General features: G+C 69.7%; 18 protein-coding genes and 2 rRNA genes. 11 read left to right on the plus strand and 9 right to left on the minus strand.

What is annotated here, in order from left to right:
- Position 1: 1 nt before the first annotated feature.
- A complete protein-coding gene (gene otsB / locus FFS25_RS04660) occupies positions 2-811 on the plus strand; it encodes a trehalose-phosphatase (protein WP_137802095.1) in 810 nt (269 codons plus the stop codon).
- Between the two features lie 17 nt (positions 812-828).
- Here the strand turns inward: otsB and FFS25_RS04665 are convergent, their stop codons facing one another.
- Genes FFS25_RS04665 through FFS25_RS04675 form a run of 3 tightly spaced genes read right to left on the minus strand, consistent with a single transcriptional unit; the run spans position 829 to position 4,587 of the window.
- The gene (locus FFS25_RS04665; RefSeq protein ID WP_137802096.1) at positions 829-1,722 is read right to left on the minus strand and encodes a sugar ABC transporter permease; all 894 of its coding nucleotides are present in this window, start codon (positions 1,720-1,722) and stop codon (positions 829-831) included.
- A 1-nt stretch (position 1,723) separates the two neighbouring features.
- Positions 1,724-3,328, minus strand: a complete 1,605-nt coding sequence (locus FFS25_RS04670) for an ABC transporter permease subunit (protein WP_058871458.1) — start codon at positions 3,326-3,328, stop codon at positions 1,724-1,726.
- Entirely contained in the window at positions 3,328-4,587 is a 1,260-nt protein-coding gene (locus tag FFS25_RS04675) for a sugar ABC transporter substrate-binding protein (protein ID WP_249933775.1), read from the minus strand. The genes FFS25_RS04670 and FFS25_RS04675 overlap by 1 nt, the downstream gene beginning before the upstream one ends.
- A gap of 195 nt (positions 4,588-4,782) precedes the next feature.
- Between FFS25_RS04675 and FFS25_RS04680 the strand changes: the two genes are divergently transcribed.
- Positions 4,783-6,168: a DUF4032 domain-containing protein gene (locus FFS25_RS04680; protein ID WP_137802098.1), complete on the plus strand. Its 1,386-nt coding sequence runs from the start codon at positions 4,783-4,785 to the stop codon at positions 6,166-6,168.
- Positions 6,169-6,190: 22 nt separating this feature from the next.
- Here FFS25_RS04680 and FFS25_RS04685 read toward each other — a convergent pair whose 3' ends face one another.
- The 4 genes from FFS25_RS04685 to FFS25_RS04700 form a co-directional block, all read right to left on the minus strand.
- Positions 6,191-6,799 carry a TetR/AcrR family transcriptional regulator gene (locus tag FFS25_RS04685; RefSeq protein ID WP_006215605.1) on the minus strand — a complete coding sequence of 203 codons (609 nt, stop codon included), beginning with the start codon at positions 6,797-6,799 and terminating at the stop codon, positions 6,191-6,193.
- The gene (locus tag FFS25_RS04690) at positions 6,796-7,641 is read right to left on the minus strand and encodes a ferritin-like domain-containing protein (protein ID WP_058871461.1); all 846 of its coding nucleotides are present in this window, start codon (positions 7,639-7,641) and stop codon (positions 6,796-6,798) included. The genes FFS25_RS04685 and FFS25_RS04690 overlap by 4 nt, the downstream gene beginning before the upstream one ends.
- Before the next feature lie 4 nt (positions 7,642-7,645).
- The gene (locus FFS25_RS04695) at positions 7,646-9,886 is read right to left on the minus strand and encodes an HAD-IB family hydrolase (protein ID WP_137802099.1); all 2,241 of its coding nucleotides are present in this window, start codon (positions 9,884-9,886) and stop codon (positions 7,646-7,648) included.
- A 175-nt stretch (positions 9,887-10,061) separates the two neighbouring features.
- Positions 10,062-10,955 carry a hypothetical protein gene (locus tag FFS25_RS04700; protein ID WP_137802100.1) on the minus strand — a complete coding sequence of 298 codons (894 nt, stop codon included), beginning with the start codon at positions 10,953-10,955 and terminating at the stop codon, positions 10,062-10,064.
- 57 nt (positions 10,956-11,012) lie between these two features.
- Between FFS25_RS04700 and FFS25_RS04705 the strand changes: the two genes are divergently transcribed.
- The 9 genes from FFS25_RS04705 (at position 11,013) to FFS25_RS04745 (ending at position 22,299) form a co-directional block, all read left to right on the plus strand.
- Positions 11,013-11,855, plus strand: a complete 843-nt coding sequence (locus tag FFS25_RS04705) for an SDR family NAD(P)-dependent oxidoreductase (protein WP_006215609.1) — start codon at positions 11,013-11,015, stop codon at positions 11,853-11,855.
- Positions 11,852-12,811 (plus strand): lysophospholipid acyltransferase family protein, encoded by a 960-nt coding sequence (locus FFS25_RS04710; protein ID WP_137802101.1) that lies wholly within the window; start codon positions 11,852-11,854, stop codon positions 12,809-12,811. The genes FFS25_RS04705 and FFS25_RS04710 overlap by 4 nt, the downstream gene beginning before the upstream one ends.
- Before the next feature lie 97 nt (positions 12,812-12,908).
- Positions 12,909-14,636, plus strand: a complete 1,728-nt coding sequence (locus FFS25_RS04715) for an FAD-binding oxidoreductase (RefSeq protein ID WP_058871464.1) — start codon at positions 12,909-12,911, stop codon at positions 14,634-14,636.
- Between the two features lie 205 nt (positions 14,637-14,841).
- Complete coding sequence (locus FFS25_RS04720) at positions 14,842-15,792, plus strand: aldo/keto reductase (protein WP_137802102.1); 951 nt, start codon at positions 14,842-14,844, stop codon at positions 15,790-15,792.
- A 247-nt stretch (positions 15,793-16,039) separates the two neighbouring features.
- Positions 16,040-17,518 carry a phytoene desaturase family protein gene (locus FFS25_RS04725; RefSeq protein WP_137802103.1) on the plus strand — a complete coding sequence of 493 codons (1,479 nt, stop codon included), beginning with the start codon at positions 16,040-16,042 and terminating at the stop codon, positions 17,516-17,518.
- Positions 17,519-17,582: 64 nt separating this feature from the next.
- On the plus strand, positions 17,583-18,179 hold the full coding sequence (locus FFS25_RS04730; protein WP_137802104.1) for a hypothetical protein: 597 nt from the start codon (positions 17,583-17,585) through the stop codon (positions 18,177-18,179).
- Positions 18,176-19,090, plus strand: coding sequence for an HTTM domain-containing protein (locus FFS25_RS04735; RefSeq protein ID WP_249933776.1), 915 nt, complete (start codon positions 18,176-18,178; stop codon positions 19,088-19,090). The genes FFS25_RS04730 and FFS25_RS04735 overlap by 4 nt, the downstream gene beginning before the upstream one ends.
- 265 nt (positions 19,091-19,355) lie before the next feature.
- The gene (locus tag FFS25_RS04740; RefSeq protein ID WP_137802106.1) at positions 19,356-20,537 is read left to right on the plus strand and encodes a DUF1611 domain-containing protein; all 1,182 of its coding nucleotides are present in this window, start codon (positions 19,356-19,358) and stop codon (positions 20,535-20,537) included.
- Between the two features lie 55 nt (positions 20,538-20,592).
- Positions 20,593-22,299 (plus strand): ABC transporter ATP-binding protein, encoded by a 1,707-nt coding sequence (locus FFS25_RS04745; protein WP_137802107.1) that lies wholly within the window; start codon positions 20,593-20,595, stop codon positions 22,297-22,299.
- 291 nt (positions 22,300-22,590) lie between these two features.
- Here the strand turns inward: FFS25_RS04745 and rrf are convergent.
- Positions 22,591-22,707: ribosomal RNA gene (gene rrf / locus FFS25_RS04750) — 5S ribosomal RNA — on the minus strand.
- A 181-nt stretch (positions 22,708-22,888) separates the two neighbouring features.
- Positions 22,889-23,116: ribosomal RNA gene (locus tag FFS25_RS04755) — 23S ribosomal RNA — on the minus strand; the annotation flags it as partial.

Here is a 23,116-nt window from a genome sequence, read left to right on the forward strand (position 1 = left end):
CATGTCCTCTCCCGACGACGCCCTGTCTCCTGAGCTGCTCGAGGCCCTGCGGCGTCTGGCGAAGGCGCCCGTCCTGCTGGCCGCCTTCGACTTCGACGGCACCCTGGCCCCCTTCACCGTGGACCCGCAGGACTCCCGGGCGCTGCCCGAGTCCCAGGAGGCGCTCGACCGGCTGGCGGCCATGGAGCGCACTCACGTGGGCATCATCTCCGGGCGGGACCTCGGCTTCCTGCGCTCCGTCGTGGACAAGGACCGCACCAAGCTGCTCAGCGGGTCCCACGGGGCCGAGCTGGACCTGCATCCGCTCGGGCCCGACGCCGGCGACACGGCCATCCGCCTGTCCGGGGAGCAGCTCGTGGCACTCGATCGCGCCGTCGACGCCGTGCGCGAGGTCGTGGACAGGTATCCCGGGGCCAAGGCCGAGCTCAAGCCGGCAGGGGTCTGCCTGCACACCCGTCCCATGGAGGACCAGTCCCTGTCGGATCAGGCGCTGGCCGAGATGCTCGGGCGCTTCGAGGCCCTGGACGGGCTGCGCATCACCCCGGGCCAGCAGGTCATGGAGTGCTCGGTGCTCTCGGCGACCAAGGGCGAGGGCGTCGAGGCGCTGATCCGGGCCACCGGCGCGGATGCGGCGCTGTTCGTGGGCGACGACGTCACCGACGAGGACGGCATGCGAGCGCTGCGACCCCAGGACGTCGGCCTGAAGATCGGCGACAAGGAGACGGTCGCGCCGTTCCGCGTGGCCTCCCCCGAGGCCCTGGGGCGACTGCTGACGCAGTTCGCGCAGCTGCGGGCGGACGCCCTGGGCTGAGCGGATCCGAGATCTGCTCAGCCCTTGACGGCCCCGCCGGTGAGTCCGGCCACGATGTAGCGCTGCAGGAAGAGGAACAGCAGCACGACTGGCAGCGCCGAGAGCACGGCTCCTGCCGTGAAGACTCCCCAGTCCGCCCCGAACTCGACCGAGACGAACTGGTAGAGGCCCACCGCGAGCGTGTATTGGCGAGGATCCTGCAGGACGATCTGCGCCAGCAGGAAGTCGGAGAACGACGCGATGAAGGAGAGCATGCCGACGACCACGATGATCGGCGTCACGAGCGGCAGGATCATCCGCCAGTAGATCTGGGCATGGCTGGCCCCATCCAGAGTCGCGGCTTCGTCGAGGTCCCGCGGGACGGTGTTGAAGAACCCGAACATCAGGAACGTGTTCGCGCCCAGAGCCCCGCCCAGGTACACAGCGATCAGACCGAAGCGGGAGTTCAGTCCCAGGACCGGATAGACCTCGGAGATCGCGAACAGGAGCAGGAAGATCGCCACGAAGGCCAGCAGCTGGGGGAACATCTGGATGATCAGCAGTGCCATGAGCCCCTGGCGTCTGCCCCGGAAGCGGAACCGGGAGAACGCATAGGCCGCCGCCGCCCCCATGAGCACCGTGCCGATCGCTGTGATCGTGGAGACCATCATGGAATTGAGGAACCAGCGCGGGAACGGATTCTGCGGATCGGAGAACAGCTGCCTGTAGTTCGCATCGGTGACGGTGGCGAACAGCTGATTCGAGCCCACCAACGACCCCGAAGCCGACAGCGAGGCCGACAGGGCGTAGACGAGCGGGAACAGCGCGAACACGCACATGGCCACGGCGGCGAGATGGCGCCACCAGGCATTCGAGCGTGCACGGGCGCTGCGACGACGACGAGGGGTGCGAGACCCTGCGGTGCTGGCCATGTCAGTTGATCTCCTCGAGAGCCTGGGAGCGACGGAAGGTCAGCAGCGAGATGAGCGCGACCATGAGGAAGATCAGGATCGACAGGGCCGCCGCCAGACCGTAGTCATTGGTGCCGCCCGCGAACGCGATCTTATAGACGAACGTGATCAGGATGTCCGTCCCGCCGACCCCCGTCGTGGATTCGAGGTCCACGGGCCCGCCGCCGGTGAGCAGGTAGATCACGTTGAAGTTGTTGAAGTTCATGGCGAAGGAGGCGATCAGCAGCGGGCCCACCGCCACCATGAGCATCGGCAGCGTGATCGAGCGGAAGCGACGCACCGGGCCCGCACCGTCGGTCGAAGCCGATTCGTAGATCTCGGAGGGGATCGCCTGAAGGGCCCCGGAGCAGATCAGGAACATGTACGGGAAGCCCAGCCACAGGTTCACCAGCAGGACCGAGCCTCGCGCCAGCCAGGCGTTCTCCAGCCAGGGCACCCCTGCGCCCCCGAGCAGCACCTGGTTGATCCATCCGTAGTCGGTGTTCAGCAGGCCGGCCCAGATCAGCGCCGAGAGGAACATGGGGAAGGCATAGGGAAGGAAGAGGATCGCACGGTAGAAGCCGCGTCCGCGCAGCTGGGGGTCGTTGAGCAGCATCGCCAGCAGCAGCCCCAGGAAGAAGGTGAGCGCGACCGACAGGATGGCGAAGGCGAAGGTCCACAGCGTCACGGATACGAACGGCCCGCCCAGGATCTCGGGGTCGAAGATCGCCGCGAAGTTCTCGAATCCCACGAACTCCCGCCACCCCGGACGCAGCTCCTCGCCCGCCTCCGAGACGAACGAGCCCTCACCGGAGTCGCTGTACACCGTGCCGTCCTCGGCGACCATGGAGCCTGTGTCCTCGTCGTAGCTCAGCGTCGGCTCCCAGGCATAGGCGGTCCTCCCGTCCTCGGTCCGCAGCGAGCCGTCATCCGGATCTCCCGAGACCGGGACGCGAAGCTGCTCCAGGTCCTCCGAGGCCGAGACGACGCCCGCGTAGTCCAGCACCTCGTAGCCATCCGCAGCTGTGACCCGATCCCCGTCCGTCTGGGCAGAGTCCTCAGCAGCCAGCGGCTGATCGGCCGTGCCGATCAGCACCTCCTCGTCCTCGACAACCGCCAGGGCGAGGTCGCCGTCGTCGCTGCGCAGCACGGTCACAGCACGTTCGGGCGAGCCCTCCACGCGCTGCTCGTAGGTGCGGGTCAGCTGGGCGATCGCCTCGTCCTTGGAGCCGTTGTGCCCGTCGCCGTAGTTCGTGAACGCAGTCATGCCCGTGTAGAGGATGACGAAGACCTGGAAGACCACGAGCATCAGCAGCCCGGGGAACAGGTACTTGCCCGGGAGCATCCGCCGGGAGGGGACGAAGTAGATCAGGTCGGCGATGACCAGCGCGAGAACCAGGAAGAGGCAGATCGCCCAGCTGCCGACCGTGGCGGAGGCCACGATCCCATAGAGGCCGAACGCGTTGACCAGCCCCATCAGGGCGAGCTTGACCAGGAATCCGGCGCCGAAGCCCCGGGTGTGGGAGCGTCGCGGGGGCTTCGAACCCAGTTCGGAGCCCGTCTCCGGAGCCTTCACCTGCTCAGTCATCAGATCTGCCCCTCGATGCTCTCGATCATGGACTGCCACTGGGGTCCGGGCTCCGCGCGTCCGTCCAGGATGGCGTTCTCCGTGGTGCCCCAGAAGCTCCACACCGCTCCCATGGCCGGGATCGACGGCATGGGCAGCGCCAGCTCGTCGGCGATCCTGGCGTACTCGGTGCGCAGGGGATCGCCGTCCATCGCCTCGACGGCGGAGACGGAGGCCGGAGGCCGCCCTGTGGATTCGTAGAGGGCGGTCTGCGCCTCGGTGGTGGGCAGCCAGTTGGTCACGAAGTCATGTGCGGCGACCGGATTCGCCGCGTGGGCGTTGACGAACAGCGCCTGGACTCCGGCGAAGGGCCGAGCGGGCTGGTCACCGGCTGGCGGCACGGGGAGCACGGTGCACCTCATCCCGGCCGCCTCGATCGCCGCGAGCTCCCACGGCCCTCCGATCAGGAAGGGCGACTCTCCGTTGAGGAACGCCTCAGAGGCGATGTCGGGAGTCATCGAGGTCTGCACATCGCCCGCCTCCCCGAGCTCGGCCAGGTAGTCGGCGAAGGCCTCGCCCTCCGAGCCGCCCATGGTCAGCTCGGGCAGGTATTCGCCGTCCTCGGTCCGGTGGAAGACCTCCGCGCCGAATGAGGTCTGCAGCGGGTAGAGGTGGTACGGATCTCCCGAGGTGGGCGATTGGGAGACCGCCAGCGGATAGCTCAGCCCCTGCTCCTGCATCAGCCGCCGGCCGATCCGCCGCAGCTCGTCGAAGGACTCCGGCTGCGCGTCGGTGATCTGATCGTTGCGGATCAGCGCCACGCACTCCACGGCATAGGGCACCCCGTAGGACACCCCGTCGAAGACGACGGCGGTCAGAGCGTTGTCCGTGAAGTCCTGCGCCCGGTCGCCCAACTCGACCGATGCCACGACGCCGTTCGTGGCCAGCTGCCCGAGATTGTCATGCGGGGAGATGATGATGTCCGGGGCCTGGCCCATGGGCGACTGCGCGATGAAGTCCGAGATCGAGTCGGCGTTGATCTCACGCTGGATGTACTCGACGTTCACGCCCGTCTGCTGCGTGAATCCCTCGGCGATGCGCCGCAGGCCGGGGATCTCGTCGTCACCGGCCTGGATCTTCAGCGTTCCTGCACCGAGTCCCAGACCGGCGCCCGATTCAGTGCAGGCGCTCAGCGCCCCGAGAGCACCCAGACCCAGGCCTCCGCCCAGCAGGGCCCGGCGCGTCAGACGTCGGTCAGGACGCTGTCCAGTCGCAGCCAAGTGTCTCGGGTACGGCGTTCGCTCCACAGTGATCTCCGGTCCGATCTGGGACGGTGCATACCCGAATCCAGGCTGCAGGAGACTCAGACTAAATGCTCAGCCCACTACGTGACGCGCGACACGCGCAGACCAGGTGGTGTGCGCAGCGCCGGCGTCATCTCAATGGCTGCCGATTGACCAGTAGGATCTTGTTCCATGTCGGAGTCCCCCACCGCCCCTCCCGAGACGCACGGCTCCGCGCGCCGCGTGTCGATCCAGACCGGCTTCCCCCAGCCCGAGCTGCTGGATCTGCCGTGGCAGGTACCGCTGGCCGAGTGGCCCGAGGACGTCCTGGTGGCCTACCCCCGGGGCATCTCCCGTCACGTCGTGCGCTTCGCCCGGGTGGGCGAGCGCGTCCTGGCCGCCAAGGAGACCACGGCCCGCAATGCCTCGCGGGAGTACGAGGTCCTGCGCCAGCTGCGGCACATGGGCACGCCGTCGGTCGTGCCGGTCGCCGTGGTCACCGATCGACGTGCGCCGGACGGCTCCGAGCTGCCTGCGGTGCTGCTCACGGAGCATCTGGCCTTCTCCCTGCCCTACCGGGTGCTGTTCTCGGATAATCCGGACCCCGAGATCGCAAACAAGCTCGTGGATGCCCTGGCGCTGCTGCTGGTCCAGCTGCACCTGGCCGGCTTCTACTGGGGGGACGCCTCCCTGTCGAACACCCTGTTCCTGCGCGATGCCGGGGCCTTCGCGGCATGCCTGGTGGATGCGGAGACCGGCGAGCTGCACCCGCGGCTGACGGACGGCCAGCGACGTTACGACCTGGACCTGGCCACGACCAATGTGGCCGGGGAGCTCATGGACCTGCTGGCGGCCTTCGAGCAGGACGAGGACCCCGCAGACATCCATGAGGACCTGCGCGGCGACGATCAGATCGACCCCGAGGACCGCGGCACGCACTCCGGGCCCGGCTACGAGCCGGCGGCCGCCACTCAGGCGCTGACGGTGCTCCCGGCCGAGGCCACCGCCTCGACCCCGGTGGACCCGTTCGCCACCGCCAACCGGCTCTCGGAGACCTACGACTCCCTGTGGGAGGAGCTCACCGGAGAGGAGCGCTTCCCTCACGAGCAGAAGTGGCGCGTGGCGGAGCGCGTGCAGCGCCTCCAGGACCTCGGCTTCGATGTGGAGGAGGCCTCGCTGGACACCGACGACGACGGCGTGGTGCGCCTGATCCCCCGCGTGGTCGAGCCGGGGCACCACACCCGGGAGCTGCTGAACCTGACCGGTCTGCACGCCCGGGAGAACCAGGCGCGGCGCATCCTCACGGACATCCGCCAGTTCGGCCGCGCCCTGTACCCGGGGCTGCCCGACGACATGACCGCCAGCCTGTGGAAGCAGGAGGTCTTCTCGCCCATGATGCAGGCGGTCCCCGCGGAGCTGCGCGCCAAGCGCGAGCCCGCCGAGATCGTCCACGAGGTGCTGGAGCACCGCTGGTTCCTCTCCGAGCGGCAGAAGCACGACGTCCCGACCGAGGTCGCCACGAAGGACTACCTGGAGTCCCAGCTGCGGCGCAGGCCCGATGAGCAGATGAGGCTCTGAGGCCTCCCGGATCCGCGGGTGCTCAGTCCTGTCCGAGCTGGCCCAGCAGGGCATCGCGCACCCGCTGCGCCCAGTCGGCGCCGAGCTCCCCTTCCCGCGCCAGACGCGCATAGGCGGAGCCCAGCACGAAGTCGATCACGACCTCCAGATCGAGATCGGAGCGCAGCCGCCCCGCCTCGACCTGCAGCTGCAGCAGCCGGTGCAGCTGCTCGATCCTGGGCCGCACCAGGTGCAATCGCAGGATCCGGGCCACCTCGGAGGTCGGCTGGGACAGCAGTGCGACTGCCGTGCCCGTCCCGAGATCGAGGACCAGCGATCGCACCGCGGCATCGAGAGCCTCGGTCCACTGCCGCTGGGTCCACTGCCCGTCCTGGGGGATCTCCAGGGGCCGCGGTGCGAGGCTGTCGCCGCTGCGCTCCAGGACGTCCTCGACCATGGCCTCGGTATTGGCGTAGCGGCGGTAGATCGAGGTCTTGGCCACCCCGGACTCGGCCGCGACCGATTCGATGGAGACCCGTCCCGGGCCCTCATGCACGAGCAGCGACAGGACTGCCGCGACGATCTTGCGATCCGTCGTGGCAGCGCGCCCCCGCGCCGGCCCTGCCGAGGCTTCCTGCCGCTGCGAGCTCATGCGACCTGCCGCTGGGCAGACTCCGCCTCGCCGGGCCCGGCGGTCTCCTGATCTGCGGGCTCGGCATGCCCGATGACATCCTGGAACAGGGTGAGCCCCTCCATGCCCGGCAGGCGGGCGATGTTGGCGTCGAGCTTGCGCATCTCCGCACGCCCCTCCTCGCCGGCGAAGAGGTGGCCCATCACGTGGCGGACCTCCTCATCGCTCATCACGCCGGAGCCCACCGGGCGCCAGGCGCTGCGCAGCGCGAGCCGGGTGATGCGCTGGGCCTTGACGGAATCCCCCAGTCGTTGCCGGGCCTGGGTGGAGTAGAAGGCCACGTGGCGCGACTCCTGACGGGCGATGCGCACGAGCAGCTCCGAGAGCACGGGGTGGCTCTCGATCGCGGCCATCCGCTTGTAGGCCGCCACCGCCGAATACTCGTTCGCAGCGCCCCAGGTCATGTGCGTGGCCACGAAGTCGTGGCCGATCAGCGCGGACAGCAGCGACTGCTTCAGCGGCTTGAGCGCCTCCGCCCAGCCCAGCTTCACGCGCTTGGCCTTGATCTCGTCGTAGTCCACGACGATTCCGTGCAGCCCCAGCACCTCCGCCAGCGCCTCGCCGTGCCAGAACTCCTCGCGGTTCCACATGGTCATGAACGCGGAGACGTCCTCGTCGTGGTGCGACGGGGTGATCAGCAGATCGCGCAGGTAGCAGACGGTGTGGAACTCGACATCGCACATGTAGCGCAGCACCCGCAGCGACGACTCCGGCAAGGGGTTCCTGCGGAAGCTGTCCATGTCGAGGTCCTCCCACGCGACGCGGTGGGAGGTCTCGGCGAAGCGGTCGATGTCGAATGCCATGCGATCAGTGCCTCTTCCAGTCTTCGATCGGCCAGTGGGAGCGCTTGGCCAGGCGGTACAGGGGGATGTCCGGGTTCACGGCGGCCGGGTGCCCGACCAGACCGAGCCACGCCGCATCGGCCACGGAGTCGCCGTAGCCGAAGGAGCGGGACAGGTCCAGACCGTGATCCTGCGCGTAGCGCTTGAGCCACTGGGCACGGGCCTCATCCACCAGCGGCGGGGTGTCGAGGTAGCCGGTCAGCACGCCGTCGCGCACGCCCATGCGGGAGGCCACGACCTCGTCGAACAGATCCGCGACCGGTGAGACGAGCAGCTCCGGGCTGCCGGTGACCAGCACGGTGCGGTGGCCTGCTGCGCGGTGCTCCTCGAGGCGAGCCAGCGCCCCCGGGTTCAGCTTCTCGAGCATCTGCTCGCCCAGAGGACCGTCGACGGCCTCGCGGATCGAGGACTCCGAGAGCCCCTCGTAGCGGCGCAGGAACGAGCGCAGGAACTCACCGCGATCGCGCCGCTCGGCCTTGAGGTAGGTGGGCACGGTGCGCACCATGCCAAGGATGTCGCTCGGGACGCGCGACGGCGCGACCCTGCGCTGCACGGCGAGGTACTGCGACACGACAGTGGAGTCGAGCACGGTGCCCTCGAGGTCGAACAGGGCCAGGACGTCGGTGCCCGGCTTGAGCTCCCGGCGCGGGCGCTCGGTGCGCTTGCGCCGGGCCGCCGAGGCCCGCGAGTACGCCTTGGTCATCTCCGTGAGGGCAGGCAGGTGGATCTGCTGCCAGTAGGAGCGCCACTCGATGTCGCGGGGGTCGAAGGACGAGTCCTCCGGGGCATCCTCCGGCCGCTGGGCGTTGAGCGCACGCGTGCTGGAGTCGTCGAAGATCATCTCGGTGCGCGTGTAGTTCTGGTAGAGATCCACGTAGGTGCGCAGCGACCCCAGCCCGGACTGGGCCTTGTGCAGCTGATTCGCCCACTGCAGGGTGCGCTTGGTCGAAGGCAGCAGCTCGTTGAGCCGCCCGCCCAGATCGACCAGCCGCTCGCGCACGGCCAGGGAGCTCTCCACCCCGTTGTTGGCCGGGAACTTCCACTCGGGGACGATCACGGGCTTGCCGTCCGGCCCCTCGACCGGGTGCTCGAGGAAGTACTCGCGGACGTACTCGTACATCTTGTGGAACGGCAGCGGGTTCGAGGCCCCCGTGCAGATCTGGTAGTACCCGGCCCGGGAGCGCTCCCCCTCGGCCTCCCCGCGGTGGCCCTGCAGGGCGAGGGTCACGATCGCGTTGACCACGAAGTCCACCGGGGTCACGTCCAGCACGGAGTCCGGCAGGCCCGGGAACTCGGGCAGCGCGCCCTTGGCGTAGGCCATGATCAGCGGATCGGCGACCTTGTAGCCGTCGATCCAGCCCGGGAAGGGGTGGCGCAGGGAGGACTCGATGATGGCCGGGCGCACGACCGAGAGGCGGTGCCCGTCACCGGCCCACAGGTCCTCGGCCACCCGCTCGCCCATGGCCTTGGTGAAGGTGTAGACGTCGGTCCAGCCCAGCGACTGCGCGCGGGTGCGGCCCAGATCCACCAGGCGCTGGGTGATCCAGCCGGTGCGGCTGGCCTCCGCCGAGCCGGCCACCGACTTGGGGCCCTGCTTGCCCTCGGTGCGGGTCGCGGACTCCACGAACGCGTGCAGCTGCTCCGGGGTCCGAGAGGCCGCCTCGGCCTCGGCGCGCGAGGCGATCGCGTGGTCGAGCTCCAGGCGCCAGTCGACGTCGTGGTCCACGGCCGTCTCCGGGCGCAGGCCCTTGGCGATGCCGCCCACGTAGCAGGTCGAGACGTGGATGACGTGGGGGTCCTGGCCCGAGGCGCGCAGGGCCTCGTAGAGGCTCAGCGCACCGCCCACGTTGGTCTTGAAGGCGTCGTCGATCGGCGGATCGAACGAGACGGTCGAGGCCGAGTGGATCACGACGTCGAACGGCTCGCGGATCTCGCTCAGTGCGGAGAGATCGCCGGAGAGCACATCGGTGCGCTCCTCGAAGATCCGACGGGCCTCGTCGTCGCCGACAGCAGCGCGCCAGTTCTTGAAGACGGGCTTGCGGAAGAGCTGCCCGAGCCGGGTCTGTGCGGTGATCTCGCCCTTGGGTCGGATGACGGCGGTGACGTGCACGTCCGCTCCGGAGGAGAGCAGGCGCTCGAGGACCGCCTGGCCGAGGAAGCCGGTGGCTCCGGTCAGCAGCACGCGCTTGGTGGTGGTCTCGCTCAAGAGGACTCCTTGTGCAGGGGCGGCCTGTCGGCCGCCTCGAGGGGCGCGGCGCCTGCCGCGCGATGTCAGGGACGGGGCTTGGGAGCTACCAGTGTGCCGGACGACGGGGACGTCACAGGCACAGTCGCGGGCCTCGTGATGGGCATCTCAGCTCGGCACGCAGGCCGCCGAGGGCTCACAGGCCGCTGCGCAGCGCCGCAGCCAGCGGCTCGGGCCCGCGCAGGCCGGGGAGGGAGTGGACCGGGGCATCGGCCCGGCTGCTCAGCTGCCGGCGCTCGCGCACCCCCGGGGCCAGGACCTCGAGGGCGCGTCGAGCCCGGCGGGCCGACATCCGCGGCGCCACCAGCGGCGAGTAGCCGATTCCGAGCGCGCGCCTGGCGGGCGCTGCGGCCGAGGCGTCTGCCAGCAGCCGGGTCCGGGCCTCCTCGCGGAAGAACGCGATGTAGTCGTCGGTGCGCTCGAGGGACTCCCGGCACAGCCGGTCGATGACCGGGTGATCGGCCACCTCGCCCAGGCGCTGCAGCAGTGCTGCCGCCGTGGACTCCCGGGACAGCTCGCGGGCCATCTGCCCTGCCACGATCCGCTCGCCGCGCAGGTTCGTCCACACGGAGTCGGTCATCGGATAGACGTGGTCCAGGAGCCGACCCAGGCGGCCGCGGAGATCGTCGTCCGGCTCGACCTCGGGCGGAGTGGGGGCTCCGTGGGCACGCAGCACGCGCTTGAGGGCATCGGCGATCCAGAACTTCTCATAGGCCCAGGTGGTCAGGAAGGCGTCGATCCGAGCCTCCTTGGAGGTCCACCCGGCGAACAGGTCGCGCAGCCGGCCGGTGGTCGAGCGTTGCAGGTCCCACAGGTGGCGCACGGCTTCCAGGACGTCGTCATCCAGTCGACGCTCCTCGAACTCCTCCAGCCCGAGATCCGAGGAGAAGGCTCCGCGCTCGCGCCGGAAGAACTCCCGCACGGAGAAGTCCGTGGACAGGACCCCCTGCTGCCCGGGGGTGCTGTAGAGCCTGCCGGAACGGTGCTGGGCCAGGTATCCGAGCGGGGGCTGGGCTGCGGCTGCTGCCAAGGGGACTGCCTCGTCTCTTCTGAATCGCTACGCTCACCGTAGTGTAACCTGTCCACCATGATGACTGCTCTGATCACCGGCGGAACCTCCGGCATCGGATCCGCGTTCGCGGAGGCGCTGGCGCGCCGCGGATTCAGCCTCGTCCTGGTCGCCCGCGGCGCCGAGCGCCTCGAGTCCACCGCCTCGCGGCTGAGCGCGGAGTACGCGGTCGAGGTCGAGACCCTCGAGGCCGATCTCAGCGACGCCGACGACGTCGCCCGCGTCGCCGAGCGCATCGAGGACCCGCGCGCACCGATCGACATGCTGGTCAACAACGCCGGCTTCTCGGTCAAGCGCACCTACCAGGCCGAGGGCCTGGACCTGCACCACCGCGGCATAGACGTCATGGCCAAGGCCGTCCTGGATCTCTCCTCGGCCGCCGCCCGCGCCATGACCGCCCGCGGCGAGGGGTGGATCCTCAACGTCTCCTCGACCTCAGGCGAGGTCACCATGGGCCCCTACTCCGCGCTCAAGGCCTGGTGCACTACCTACACCGAGTCCCTGGCCGTGGAGCTGGAGGGCACGGGCGTGCGCGTGATGGCGCTGCTGCCCGGCTGGGTGCGCACCGAGTTCCACGCCCGGGCGGGCATCAGCGGCTCCTCCATACCCGACTTCCTCTGGCTGCAGGCCGACGACCTGGTCGAGGAGGCCCTCAAGGACCTGGCCCGCGGCCGCGTGGTGTCGATCCCCACGCTGCGCTACAAGGCGATCATGCTCGGAGCCAAGCTCGCCCCGCGCGCTGTGGTGCGCAAGTGCTCGGGCATGCTGATGGGCTCTCGCGCCAATGAGACTCCGCTGGCCGAGCCCGCGGCCTCCGGCTCCACCTCCCGACGCCGCGCTGGACAGGGGAAGCACGCATGAGCACTCAGGACCACGACCGGCGCGCATCAGAGTCCGAGGCAGGCCAGGCGGCCGAGCCGCAGCCGCAGCATCCCGCCGAGGCCGGGCAGCGCAGCACCCCGTGGGGCGCCGCGCAGGAGCGCGCCAGCCGGGAGGCGCGCGAGCTGCGCCAGCGCCTGGACGGCTGGACGCATCCGGAGCACGAGCCGGTCCTGGAGAGCATCGACTCCCACGGTCAGCGCGAGGAGCGCAGCGGCCCCGATCCCGTGGCTCCCCCGGCGGCCTCGGCGCACATCAGCCTCGCCGACTTCACCGGGCAGTCCCGTCGGCGGGCGCGCACGATCGCGCAGACCATCTTCTTCCGGGGTCTGGTCGACCGCGCGGTCCGTCGCCGGGTCGTCCGGGCCCCGGGAGCGGAGCAGCTCTCCGGCGGGTGCGTGGTGGTGTGCAACCACTCGAGCCACCTCGACGCCCCCATGATCATGAGCTCGCTGCCGCCCAACCTGCGCCACGAGGTCGCCACCGGCGTGGCAGCCGACTACTTCTTCACCGCCTGGCACAAGCGGCTGTTCACGCAGCTGGTCTTCAACGCCTTCCCCGTCGACCGCAAGGGCAGCGGGGCCAACCGCGGGCTGACCAAGAAGCTGATCGCCGCCGGGATCCCCGTGCTGATCTTCCCCGAGGGCACCCGCTCCAAGGACGGGCGCATGCGCGACTTCAAGATGGGCGCGGCCGCGCTGTCCCAGTCCCTCGAGGTCCCCGTCCTGCCGGTCGCCCTCATCGGCGCCCACGAGGCCATGCCCAAGGGCTCCTCGTGGCCGCGCTGGGGCCGCCCGCCGGTCGTCGTGGCCCTGGGTGAACCCATGCGGCACCGCCCGAACGAGTCCGTTCCGTCGTTCAACGAGCGGATCCAGGCAACGGTCCGCTCGCTGTACGCGCAGAACCGCCCCCTGATCGACGACCCCGACGCCGCCTGAGCCCGGCAGCAAGGTCCGCCGCGCCCGGCCCTGACGAACGCGGCAGCGCCGCCGGAGGATGATGGGCACCACACGAGCAGAAGGAGCACGAGCAGCGATGCCGAACGTCAAGCACATGAAGTGGTGGGGCTGGGGAGAAGAGGGCGTCTTCTTCAACTGGCAGAACAAGCCGGCCTTCGCCCCGATCGTGCGCCGGGCGGTGGGCGTCGATCTGCGCCCCCGCGAGATCGACACCGTCGACTTCGCCACCGCCCAGGTCCCCGAGACCCGCCTGCCGGAGGAGATCCGCTCCGAGCTCACCGCGATCCTCGGCGCCGAGCACACGGTGACCGATGACCACGACCGCGTGGTGCACTGGGCTGGCAAGGCCGTGATGGACATCGTCAAGACGCTGCAGAACCGCTTCGAGCGCCTTCCCGACGTCGTCGTCTACCCCGCCGATGAGCAGCAGGTCGCCGCGGTGACCCGCCTGGCGGTCGAGCGCGATCTCGTGCTCATCCCGTTCGGCGGAGGCACCAGCATCTCGCGCAGCCTGCAGCCGCGCCCGGAGGAGACCCGCACGGTGGTCTCCGTGGACCTGGGCCGCATGAACAAGGTGCTCGAGATCGACGAGACCTCCTGCATCGCCCGCATCCAGGCAGGCACGCTGGGTCCGGACATGGAGGACCAGCTCAACGCCCGCGGCTGGACCCTGGGCCACTTCCCGGACTCCTTCACGCACTCCACCGTCGGCGGCTGGGCGGCCACGCGCTCGTCGGGCATGCAGTCGGACAAGTACGGCGACATCGCCGAGATCATCCGCGGCATGAACGTGGTGCGCCCCGGCGGCACCGTGAAGCTGCGTCCGCTGCCCTCCACTTCCACGGGGCCGTCGCTGCGGGAGATGTTCATCGGCTCCGAGGGCCGCCTGGGCATCATCACCGAGCTGTGGGTCCAGGTCCATCGCATCGCCCCGTCGCGCCAGGTCATCGCCTACATGTTCCCCACCTGGGAGCAGGGCCTGGACGGCATCCGGCAGATCAAGGAGGCGGAGATCCCCACGACCTTCGCCCGCATCTCCGATGCCCGCGAGACGGAGTTCTCGCTGGCCACGCAGAAGGCCCCCACCTCCCGGAAGTCGGAGATCGCGGCCAAGGGCCAGGAGGCTCTGTGGGCGTTCATGCGCAAGCGCGGCTGGGACACCCAGGCCATGTGCATCGCCTACGTCTGCTTCGAGGGCACCAAGGCGGACGTCGCCCGCCATCGCAAGGCAGTGACCGGCATCGCCAAGGCGAACGGCGCGATCGTGCTGGGCTCCGGACCCGGGGCCCTGTATGACCAGAAGAAGTTCGACACCCCGTACCTGCGCGACTTCCTGCTCGAGCAGCAGATCATCGGCGACGTCTCCGAGACGGCCGCCCCCTGGTCCCGGCTGACCGCCGTGCACAAGGCCGCCTACCGGGCAGCCGAGTCCGCGTTCGAGGAGCTCGGGCTCAAGGGCTGGATCATGAGCCACATGTCGCACTCGTACCACACGGGCGCCTGCCTCTACTTCACGTTCGCGTTCCCCTTCACGGACGAGAACGTCGACTACGAGTACGCCCTGGTCAAGACGCGGATCCAGCAGGCCTTCATCGACGCCGGCGGCACCCTGTCGCACCACCACGGCGTCGGTGCGGAGCACAGCCCCTGGATGGACCAGGACGTCTCCCCCGAGGGCGTCGAGCTTCTGCGCGGACTGTTCCGCTCGGCTGATCCGAGCGAGAACTTCAACCCGGGCAAGATCATCGACTCCCCTGACACGCAGACCGGGGTGCTCGCCCAGCACCGCGACCAGCAGGGCTGAGCCCCGCTTCAGCGCCCACGGCCCCGTCGGAGATCTCCGACGGGGCCGTCGTGCGTCCTCCCTGCGGCACCCAGCTCCTGCCCGACGACGGTCCGCCCCGACAGCGAGCGGAATAAACCCCCGGGCCATGAGGCGTTAAGCGGAGGACATCCCTTCCGGGCCCTCGAAGTTCCTGCGGCCCGGCGCATCGATCAAGGAGCATCCCATGGCAGCATCCGCACGCATCCCCGGCATCGACGCCCAGTTCCTCCCGCTGAACCTCGGCGGCAACACCTTCGGCTGGACCTCGGACGAGCAGCGCTCGTTCGAGGTCCTGGACTCCTTCGTCGCCGCCGGCGGCACCTTCATCGACACCGCAGACATGTACTCGGTGTGGGCCGAGGGCCACACCGGAGGCGAGTCAGAGACCGTGCTGGGCCGCTGGCTGGCCGCGCGCGGCAATCGCCAGAACGTGCTGATCGCCACCAAGACCGGCGCCCACCCCGATTTCGAGGGCCTGGCCGATCAGACCGTCAAGGCCTCGCTGGAAGCATCGCTGCAGCGCCTGCAGACCGATCAGATCGATCTCTACTACGCGCACTACGACGACGAGTCCGTGGCGATCTCCGAGCAGGTCCGCACGTTCCACGACCTCGTCCAGTCCGGGAAGGTGCGAACCTACGGGCTGTCCAACTACTCGCCGCAGCGCATGCGCGAGTTCTTCGAGACCGCTCGCCGCGAGGGCCTCACTGCCCCGGTGGCGATCCAGCCGCAGTACAGCCTGGTGTTCCGCAAGGAATACGAGCAGGACTACTCCCCCATCGCCCGCGAGTACGGCGCGGCCGTGTTCCCGTACTTCTCTCTGGCCGCAGGCTTCCTCACCGGCAAGTACCGCACGAAGGCCGATCTCGAGGGTGCCCAGCGCGGCGGGATGGCCGAGGGCTACTTCTCCGAGGACGGCCTGCGCGTGGTCGAGGCCGTGGAGCGCATCGCCGCTGATCGCGGCGTCGAGATGCCCACCGTGGCCCTGGCCTGGCTGCTGGCCCGCGGCATCACCGCCCCGATCGCCTCGGCCTCCCGGGTCGAGCAGCTCCCGGCGCTGATCGCAGCCGCCGAGCTCGAGCTCACGGATGCGGAGGTCACGGCGCTGAACGAGGCCTCCCAGCCCTTCGCCTGATCCCCACCCCTGACCCGCTCCTCGTCCGCGCGGCATCGGAGCAGGTCAGGGGCTCCAGCACCCCGCACCGACGGCCGGGTGCCGGTCGCGCCCTCACCGGCAGCGATCGGCACCCGGCCGTCGGCATCTCGCCCTCGCGCTGCGCGCTCATCGGGCTTTCATCCCGGTGGGCCATAGTCGAGGGACATCGCGCTCCAGGGACAGCAGGTCCCGCGCATCCTGCGGATCGCCACCGGAGGTGAGAGGCATGACCGCCCGTCGGCACAGCAGCAACGCTGCGCCCCGCGCCGTTGTCGTGGGCTCGGGGCCCAACGGCCTCACGGCCGCTGCACTGCTCGCCCGTCAGGGCTGGGAGGTCGACGTCTACGAGGGCGGCGAGCATCCCGGCGGCGCGGCGGCCTCCGCCCCGCTGCTCGGCGAGGGCACGATCGTTGATCTGGGCGCCGCAGGGCACCCCTTCGGCGTCGCCAGTCCGGTGTTCCGGGACCTGCGCCTGGAGCAGCACGGCCTTCAGTGGGTCCGCAGCGCCTATCCCATGGCGCATCCGGCTGAAGGCGCTCCGGCCGCGCTGCTCCACCAGGACCTCGCCTCCACGGCTGAGGGCCTGGGACGCGACGCCCGCGCCTGGCGCGCTCTGCACGCCCCCGTCGTCGAGGGCCTCGACGCCCACCTGGAGAACATCCTGGGGCCCATGCTGCGCTGGCCGAAGCACCCGCTGGCTATGGCGCGCTTCGGGCTGCGCTCTGCGCCCCCTGCCGCTGCGATGGCACGCGCGCTGTTCCGCGACGACGCCGCGCGCACCCTCTTCCTGGGCTCGGCCGCTCATGCGATCACGCCGCTGGGACAGCCGCTCACCGGTGCGTTCGGGACCCTGTTCGGGGCGCTGGGAATGACGCGCGGCTGGCCAGTGGCACGCGGAGGCACCGGCTCGGTCGTCGCGGCGCTGCTCAGCGTTCTGGAAGCGCACGGCGGCCGCGTGCATACCGGTCACTGGGTCACCGATCTGCGCGAGCTGCCGCAGGCCGATGCCGTCCTGCTGAACCTCACGCCCTCGCAGGTGCTGCGCCTGAGCGGGCCGGGCGCCGAGGAGATCCCGCCGCGTGTGCGGAAGCAGCTGGGCCGGTGGCGCCACGGGGCGGCCGCCTACAAGGTCGACTTCCTCCTCGACGGCCCAGTGCCGTGGAGCGATCCGCGCGTCGCGGAGGCCACCACCGTCCACGTCGCGGGCACCGCTCAGGAGCTGGTGCGCGCGGAGTCCGAGGTCTTCCGGGAACGGCTACCAGAACGACCGTTCGTATTGGTGTGCCAGCAGCAGGCGGCCGATCCGTCGCGCGCACACGGCCCAGCCGAGGGACGCGTGGTCCTGTGGGCCTATGCCCATGTGCCGGCGGGATACGTGGAGCGGCGCCCCGGTGAGGTCGCCGAGCGCATCGCGTCCCAGATCGAGCGCTTCGCCCCCGGGTTCCGCGACCGCATCCTCGAACGCCGCAGCACGGACCCCGCCGCCCTCGAGCAGTGGAACCCCAACCTCATCGGCGGCGACGTGGCAGGCGGCGCCATGACGGGCCTGCAGTCCGTGCTGCGGCCGCGCCCGAGCCTCGACCCGTACCGGCTCGCACCGCGCGGGCTGTACCTGGCCTCCTCCTCCGCCCCTCCGGGAGCCGGCGTCCACGGCATGCCAGGCGCCTGGGCCGCACACGCGGCCATGGCGGATCTCGCGACCTGACCTGCTCCCCGCAGTCGTCTTCCCCAGCTCACCCGCCTGCCGCACCACGCCCCAGGAGACACCCATGCGCACCACCGCACCCTCCGCCCCGCCCCTCCGAAGCGCAGATCTGCTGCGTCTGGCCGGCCTGGCCGGGCTCGCCGCCGTGCTGGTGTCTCCGGTCCGCCACTACGTCGGCCCCATGTCGACGGTGAACGTCCAGAAGATGGAGCAGGACTCGTTCCCCCTGTCGACCTTCCCCATGTTCTCCGAGGACCGCAGGGGCCGGGTGATCGTCCCGCATGTGATCGGCCTGAGCGAGGACGGCGAGCGCATCCTGCCCCACTACTCGCACTACGGCGCCGGCGGCCTCAACCAGGTGCGCAAGCAGATCGCCCGGGATGTCCGCAGCGGGAGGGCCGTCCCGGTCGCCCAGCGCTTCGCCGACTCCCTGGCGCAGCTTCCGGAGGCCGGCGGCTCCACCGAGATCGAGACCATGCGCCGGATCGAGCGCGAGGCGAGGATCGTGCGCGTCGAGGTCGTGCGCAGCCGCTTCGTCTTCGACGAGTACTTCGCGGGGCAGCGCATCCCCCGCTCCGAGACCATCCATGCCCGGTGCGCCGTGGGCGGGACCGCGACGGCCCAGGACGCCACCCGCCGCCTCAGGAAGGACGCACGATGACCGCCCGAAGCAGGTTCCTGCACCGCCTCGTCGACACGCTCATACCCGCCGCGGAGCCCCTGCGTCCTGCGGTCCTGCGCATCGGCATCGGCGCCTTCTCCGCGTTCCGCAACCTCCGTCGTCGGCCGATGTTCCGCTCCCTGCACGCTCAGGACCCGGAGCAGTTCGCGCCGGTGGGACCGGTCCGCGTCCTGCGTGCGCCGCTGCCGCCCCGCGTGGCCGACGCGCTGTTCGACGCCGCGCAGGTCACCAACGCCCTGACCCTGCTGGGACTCGGGCACCGGATCACCGGGCCGCTGAACTCACTGCTGCAGCTGTGGACCCTCTCCTACCGCAACTCCTGGGGGATGATCCTGCACAACGACAACCAGCTCACGATGCACCAGGTCATCCTGGGGCTGTCCTCCACAGCGGATGCGCTGTCTGCGGATCGCCTCCTGCGCGGTGCGCCTCAGCGACCGAGAGTCCTGGATCGCGCCTACGGCGCTCCCGCCACGGCCATGAACATCGCGACCGTCGCCGTCTACTTCCTCTCGGGAGTGGCCAAGGTCCGCAGCCCCAAGGGCTGGGCGTGGGCGTCGGGGAGCACGCTGCGGGAGCAGGTCGCGACCGACGCGATCCGCAAGGAGGTCTTCGGCTCCGAGGCCCCTGCCCTGGCAGGGGTCCTCTACCGCAGCGCAGGCCCGCTCGGTGCGCTGTCGGCGATGGCGCTGCTCGTCGAGCTCGGGGCCCCGGTCGCGCTGGCCGGCCGGCGCACGGGCCAGGTCTTCGCCCTGGCCGCCCTGGGCATGCACTGGGGCATCCGCCTGTCGATGGGGATCAGGTTCACGTACAACCTCTCGGGGTTCTCCTACCTCCCGCTGTTCCCGGTGGGACGGCAGCTTCCCCCGGTATCTCGTCTGCTGCCCTGAGACCGTCCGCTGCCGCTCGAGGCCCCGTCCCCTCTGCGGGACGGGGCTTCAGCTCTGTCACCTTCCGGGAAGGGGCCCCGGGCGCGTCCTCTCATCGAGGCGGCGCCTCCACCATCCGGACGGTGCCGCCGCCCCTTCCCTGGGATGGGGCTTCGTGATCCGTCGGCCGCGCCAGATGAGAGCTGCCTCATCCGCGGTTCATCCGCACCTCATCGTCGTCGGGTTATCTCGTGCTCACGACGTTCCGCTGCCGAGAGGACCCGAGATGACCGCCCAGCCCCTGCCCCGCATCCACGAGACGAGCGAGACCGCCATGACCGATGAAACCCGCATCGTCCGGGATCCCCTGCCCGCGAGCTTCCAGTCGAGTTACACGACCCGCCACGTGGCCAGCCCCGTGGCCCACGACCCGGCCCGGTTCCATCTGCTCTCCGGCGTGGACGTCCACCCGCAGGCCGGCGACGTCGTGATCGCGGAGGTCACCCGCATCGGCAATCACAAGCGCATCGAGACCCCGGAGTCGCGCAAGGCGATCCTCTTCGAGGGCCGGCTCGTGATGGTGGCCTACGGCAACCGCTACGCGGCGGATCAGTTCCTGGCCCATGTCCCCGACTCGCTGGAGCCCGTGGATCTGGTGGCGGCCGGCGGCATTGCCGGGCAGGTGACCGCCTCCCACGACAAGATGTCCTCTCCCACTCGACTGCGCCCTCTGGGCCTCCTGGCGGATGAGAGTGGCGTCGTCACCATCGAGCGCTTTGCGCCGTACCTCAACGAGCCGGTGACAGGGCCTCGGCGTGAGCGCACCGGGCGCCCGGAGGTCATCGGCGTCCTCGGCACCTCCATGAACTCCGGCAAGTCGACCATGATGGCCTGCCTGATCAACGGACTGGTCAACAGCGGCCTCACGGTCGGCGCCGGCAAGATCACCGGCACCGGTGCGGGCAACGACCCCATGATCTACGCCGACGCCGGCGCCTCCAAGGTCCTCGACTTCACCGACTTCGGGTTCCCCACCACCTTCCGCGCCCCCATGGAGCAGCTGCGCGCCCTGGCCGTGAACCTGGTCGATGCTCTCACCGAGGCTGAGACGGACGTGGTCGTCGTCGAGATCGCCGATGGCGTCTACCAGGAGGAGACGGCTCGCCTGCTGCGCGACGAGACCTTCCAGGCGACCATCGACCACGTGATGTTCGCCGCCACGGATGCCCTCGGCGCTCGCGCCGGAGTCCACGAGCTGGTCGACGCCGGCCTGCGCGTCTCGGCAGCCTCCGGGGTCATGACCTCCTCCCCTCTGGCCACCACCGAGGCGCACTCGGTCCTCTCCGCCTTCGACGTCCCCGTCGTGGGGACCTTCGATCTCCAGGATCCGCTCGAGGCGACCGCGCTGCGCGCCGAGCCGCAGCGGCGCCGCGTCGTCGACCCGACGGCTTCGGCTGAGTCCGCCTGAGCCGCGGGAGCGCCGATTGACTGAGCGCGTGTCCTCCCAGCAGGAGGATCCCCGAATGCCACCTGTATGGCGAGGACGCCGCCGGTGGCTCCTGGCGTCCCTGGTGGTCCTCGGGGTCCTGCAGGCTGTGTTCGCCATCGCCATGGCGCTGAGCGTCGGCGGTGTGCTCTCGGCTCGGCAGCCGGAGTGGGATCTGGTGCTCCTGCTGGTGCTGTCCGTGCTCGGCATCGGGCTGGCCCGGTGGATGGAGCGCATCGTAGCCGAGCAGGTGGGGCAGGACTACGTCTACGAGCAGCGCCGGCGACTCATCGCCTCGGCCATCCTGGGCGAGCGGGGCAACAAGTCGCTGGGGGCGATCGTCACCCGGGCCTCCAACGACCTCACTGCAGTTCGGAACTGGATCGCCCAGGGCATCGTCCCGCTGGCCACGGGCCTTCCCCTGGTGCTGGTCGTCCTCGCCGCGCTGTGGGTGATCGACTGGCGCGTTGGCGCGGCTGTCACCGTGCCGCTGGCACTGACTGCTGCGGCCATCCCGCGGCTCTCCGGTGCTGCGTTCGAGCGCGCCCGTTCCCTGCGACGGCAGCGCGGTCGGATGTCCTCCCACATCGCCGACACCGTGCGCGCCGGACCGTCCATCAGGATCTCCGGCGCGGTCTCCCGCGAGCTCAACGCCGTGGACCGCAATTCGAGCCGGGTGGTGGAGTCAGCCGTCGAGCGCGCCCGCATCACGGGCTTCATCCGCGCGCTGACGGTCACCGCCGCCTCGCTGTGCACAGTGGTGGTGGTCCTGCTGTCCATGCTCGGGGCGACCGACGCCGCCGGTGTGGCGTCCGTGATGACGCTGCTCGGCATCATGTCCACGCCGATGTCCGATCTGGGCCGCGTGGTCGAGTACCGGCAGAACTACAAGGCCGCCCGCCGCATCCTGGCTCCCGTGCTCCAGGAGGCCATCCAGCTGCGCAGGGCCGAGCAGCGCCGGGAACGGGCCTGGAAGCAGGGCGCTGTCGAGGCCGTCGACGACCACGAAGGACTCAGCGTCCGCGGACTCACCGTCCACGGAACGCCCCTGCCGGACATCGACGCCGTGCCCGGCGATCGGATCCGCATGGTCTCCGAGCACTCCGCCCGCCCGCACCAGGCCATCCAGCAGCTGCTGCTCGTAGGGGACAGCCCGAACCCGCAGGATGAGGACGGGGCCTACGTGCTGATCGACGGCAAGGACTATGTCCGTGCACCCCGCAAGGAGCGTCGGAAGCTGGTGGGCTACGCCTCCCTGGACGTCCCGCTCGAGCAGGGCTCCATCCGGCGGATCGTGACCTACCGCCGACCGGGAGGCGACGACGACGAGGTGCTCCGCGAGCTCGAACGCGTTGGCATGGGCAAGCGCGTCGGCAGGCTCCACCGAGGACTGGGCACCAAGCTGAAGAACAACGCGGCGGGGTGGTCTCCGTCCGATGTCACCCGTCTCAAGCTCGCCCGCGCGCTCCACGGGCAGCCGCCCCTCTTGGTGCTGGAGAACATCAGCGTGGGCCTCGATGGCGAGGGACGCGACATCGTCCGCGAGCTCCTGGACAGCTACCCCGGGGTGATCCTGTTCGTGACCGCCCGCCCTGAGGCCATGCTGAGCGACTACAGGATCTGGGAGATCGACGGGGAGACCGACGAGCAGCGCGAGGCGACCCGCCAGGCAATGCTCCAGGACCTCCACCGGGGCCACGTCCACTCGGACGCAGCTGCCCACGCCGCCGACGCCGACGAGTAACCCGCCGTCTGCCCACCCCTTTCCCTCGCGAGTGGATCCCCAGTTGCGTTGTGGCCACTCATATCGCAATTGAGTATCCACTCGGCCCGGGAGGAGCCCGACCCTCTCCCCTGGTTCGAGTGGATACCTGATTGCGGTATCGCCTCCTATAGCGCAATCAGGTATCCACTCAGCAGGAGGGGGGGCAAAAAGCATCTGGGTATGCGAAAAGAGGCCGACCGCGACTCGACCCATCCTCACCCTCACGGTGAAGACGAGGAGTCAGCGATCAGCCTCTCTCCGTACAAATAATTGCGGCGGCGACCTACTCTCCCACACCCATCAGAGTGCAGTACCATCGGCGCTGTGAGCCTTAGCTTCCGGGTTCGGGATGGGACCGGGCGTTTCCCTCACGCTATAACCACCGCAAACCTGCTACCACCACACACCGCAGTGCGCGTGGAAACCTGTTCACGAACCTACCACCCACCACGACCAACCCCGCGAACGGGAACCAGATGGTCGTGGGACGGTGTTGTTCCAAAACCGTACAGTGGACGCGAAACACGCTGCTATTCACACCCCAAACGGGGCTGCAAGACATGTTGTGTGTGTGAAGATCATCGGCTTATTAGTACTGGTCAGCTCCACGAGTCGTCAGTCCTCGCTACCACATCCAGCCTATCAACCCAGTAGTCTCCTGGGAGCCTCACCCCCACAAAAGGGGAAGGAAATCTCATCTCGAAGCAAGCTTCCCGCTTAGATGCTTTCAGCGGTTATCTCTCCCGAACGTAGCCAATCAGCCATGCACCTGGCGGTACAACTGACATACCAGAGG

The sequence above is a fragment of the Kocuria sp. 2SI genome, from assembly GCF_005502825.1.
GTDB classification, from domain to species: Bacteria; Actinomycetota; Actinomycetes; order Actinomycetales; family Micrococcaceae; genus Kocuria; species Kocuria palustris.

Bases quoted from the DNA above. Each gene is read 5' to 3' on its own strand.
- FFS25_RS04720 (WP_137802102.1), top strand. From the start codon at position 14,842: ATGGCAGCATCCGCACGCATCCCCGGCATCGACGCCCAGTTCCTCCCG.
- FFS25_RS04690 (WP_058871461.1), bottom strand. From the start codon at position 7,641: ATGGCATTCGACATCGACCGCTTCGCCGAGACCTCCCACCGCGTCGCG.
- FFS25_RS04710 (WP_137802101.1), top strand. From the start codon at position 11,852: ATGAGCACTCAGGACCACGACCGGCGCGCATCAGAGTCCGAGGCAGGC.
- FFS25_RS04740 (WP_137802106.1), top strand. From the start codon at position 19,356: ATGACCGCCCAGCCCCTGCCCCGCATCCACGAGACGAGCGAGACCGCC.
- FFS25_RS04730 (WP_137802104.1), top strand. From the start codon at position 17,583: ATGCGCACCACCGCACCCTCCGCCCCGCCCCTCCGAAGCGCAGATCTG.
- FFS25_RS04705 (WP_006215609.1), top strand. From the start codon at position 11,013: ATGATGACTGCTCTGATCACCGGCGGAACCTCCGGCATCGGATCCGCG.
- FFS25_RS04665 (WP_137802096.1), bottom strand. From the start codon at position 1,722: ATGGCCAGCACCGCAGGGTCTCGCACCCCTCGTCGTCGTCGCAGCGCC.
- FFS25_RS04715 (WP_058871464.1), top strand. From the start codon at position 12,909: ATGCCGAACGTCAAGCACATGAAGTGGTGGGGCTGGGGAGAAGAGGGC.
- otsB (WP_137802095.1), top strand. From the start codon at position 2: ATGTCCTCTCCCGACGACGCCCTGTCTCCTGAGCTGCTCGAGGCCCTG.
- FFS25_RS04735 (WP_249933776.1), top strand. From the start codon at position 18,176: ATGACCGCCCGAAGCAGGTTCCTGCACCGCCTCGTCGACACGCTCATA.
- FFS25_RS04745 (WP_137802107.1), top strand. From the start codon at position 20,593: ATGCCACCTGTATGGCGAGGACGCCGCCGGTGGCTCCTGGCGTCCCTG.
- FFS25_RS04670 (WP_058871458.1), bottom strand. From the start codon at position 3,328: ATGACTGAGCAGGTGAAGGCTCCGGAGACGGGCTCCGAACTGGGTTCG.
- FFS25_RS04680 (WP_137802098.1), top strand. From the start codon at position 4,783: ATGTCGGAGTCCCCCACCGCCCCTCCCGAGACGCACGGCTCCGCGCGC.
- FFS25_RS04685 (WP_006215605.1), bottom strand. From the start codon at position 6,799: ATGAGCTCGCAGCGGCAGGAAGCCTCGGCAGGGCCGGCGCGGGGGCGC.
- FFS25_RS04725 (WP_137802103.1), top strand. From the start codon at position 16,040: ATGACCGCCCGTCGGCACAGCAGCAACGCTGCGCCCCGCGCCGTTGTC.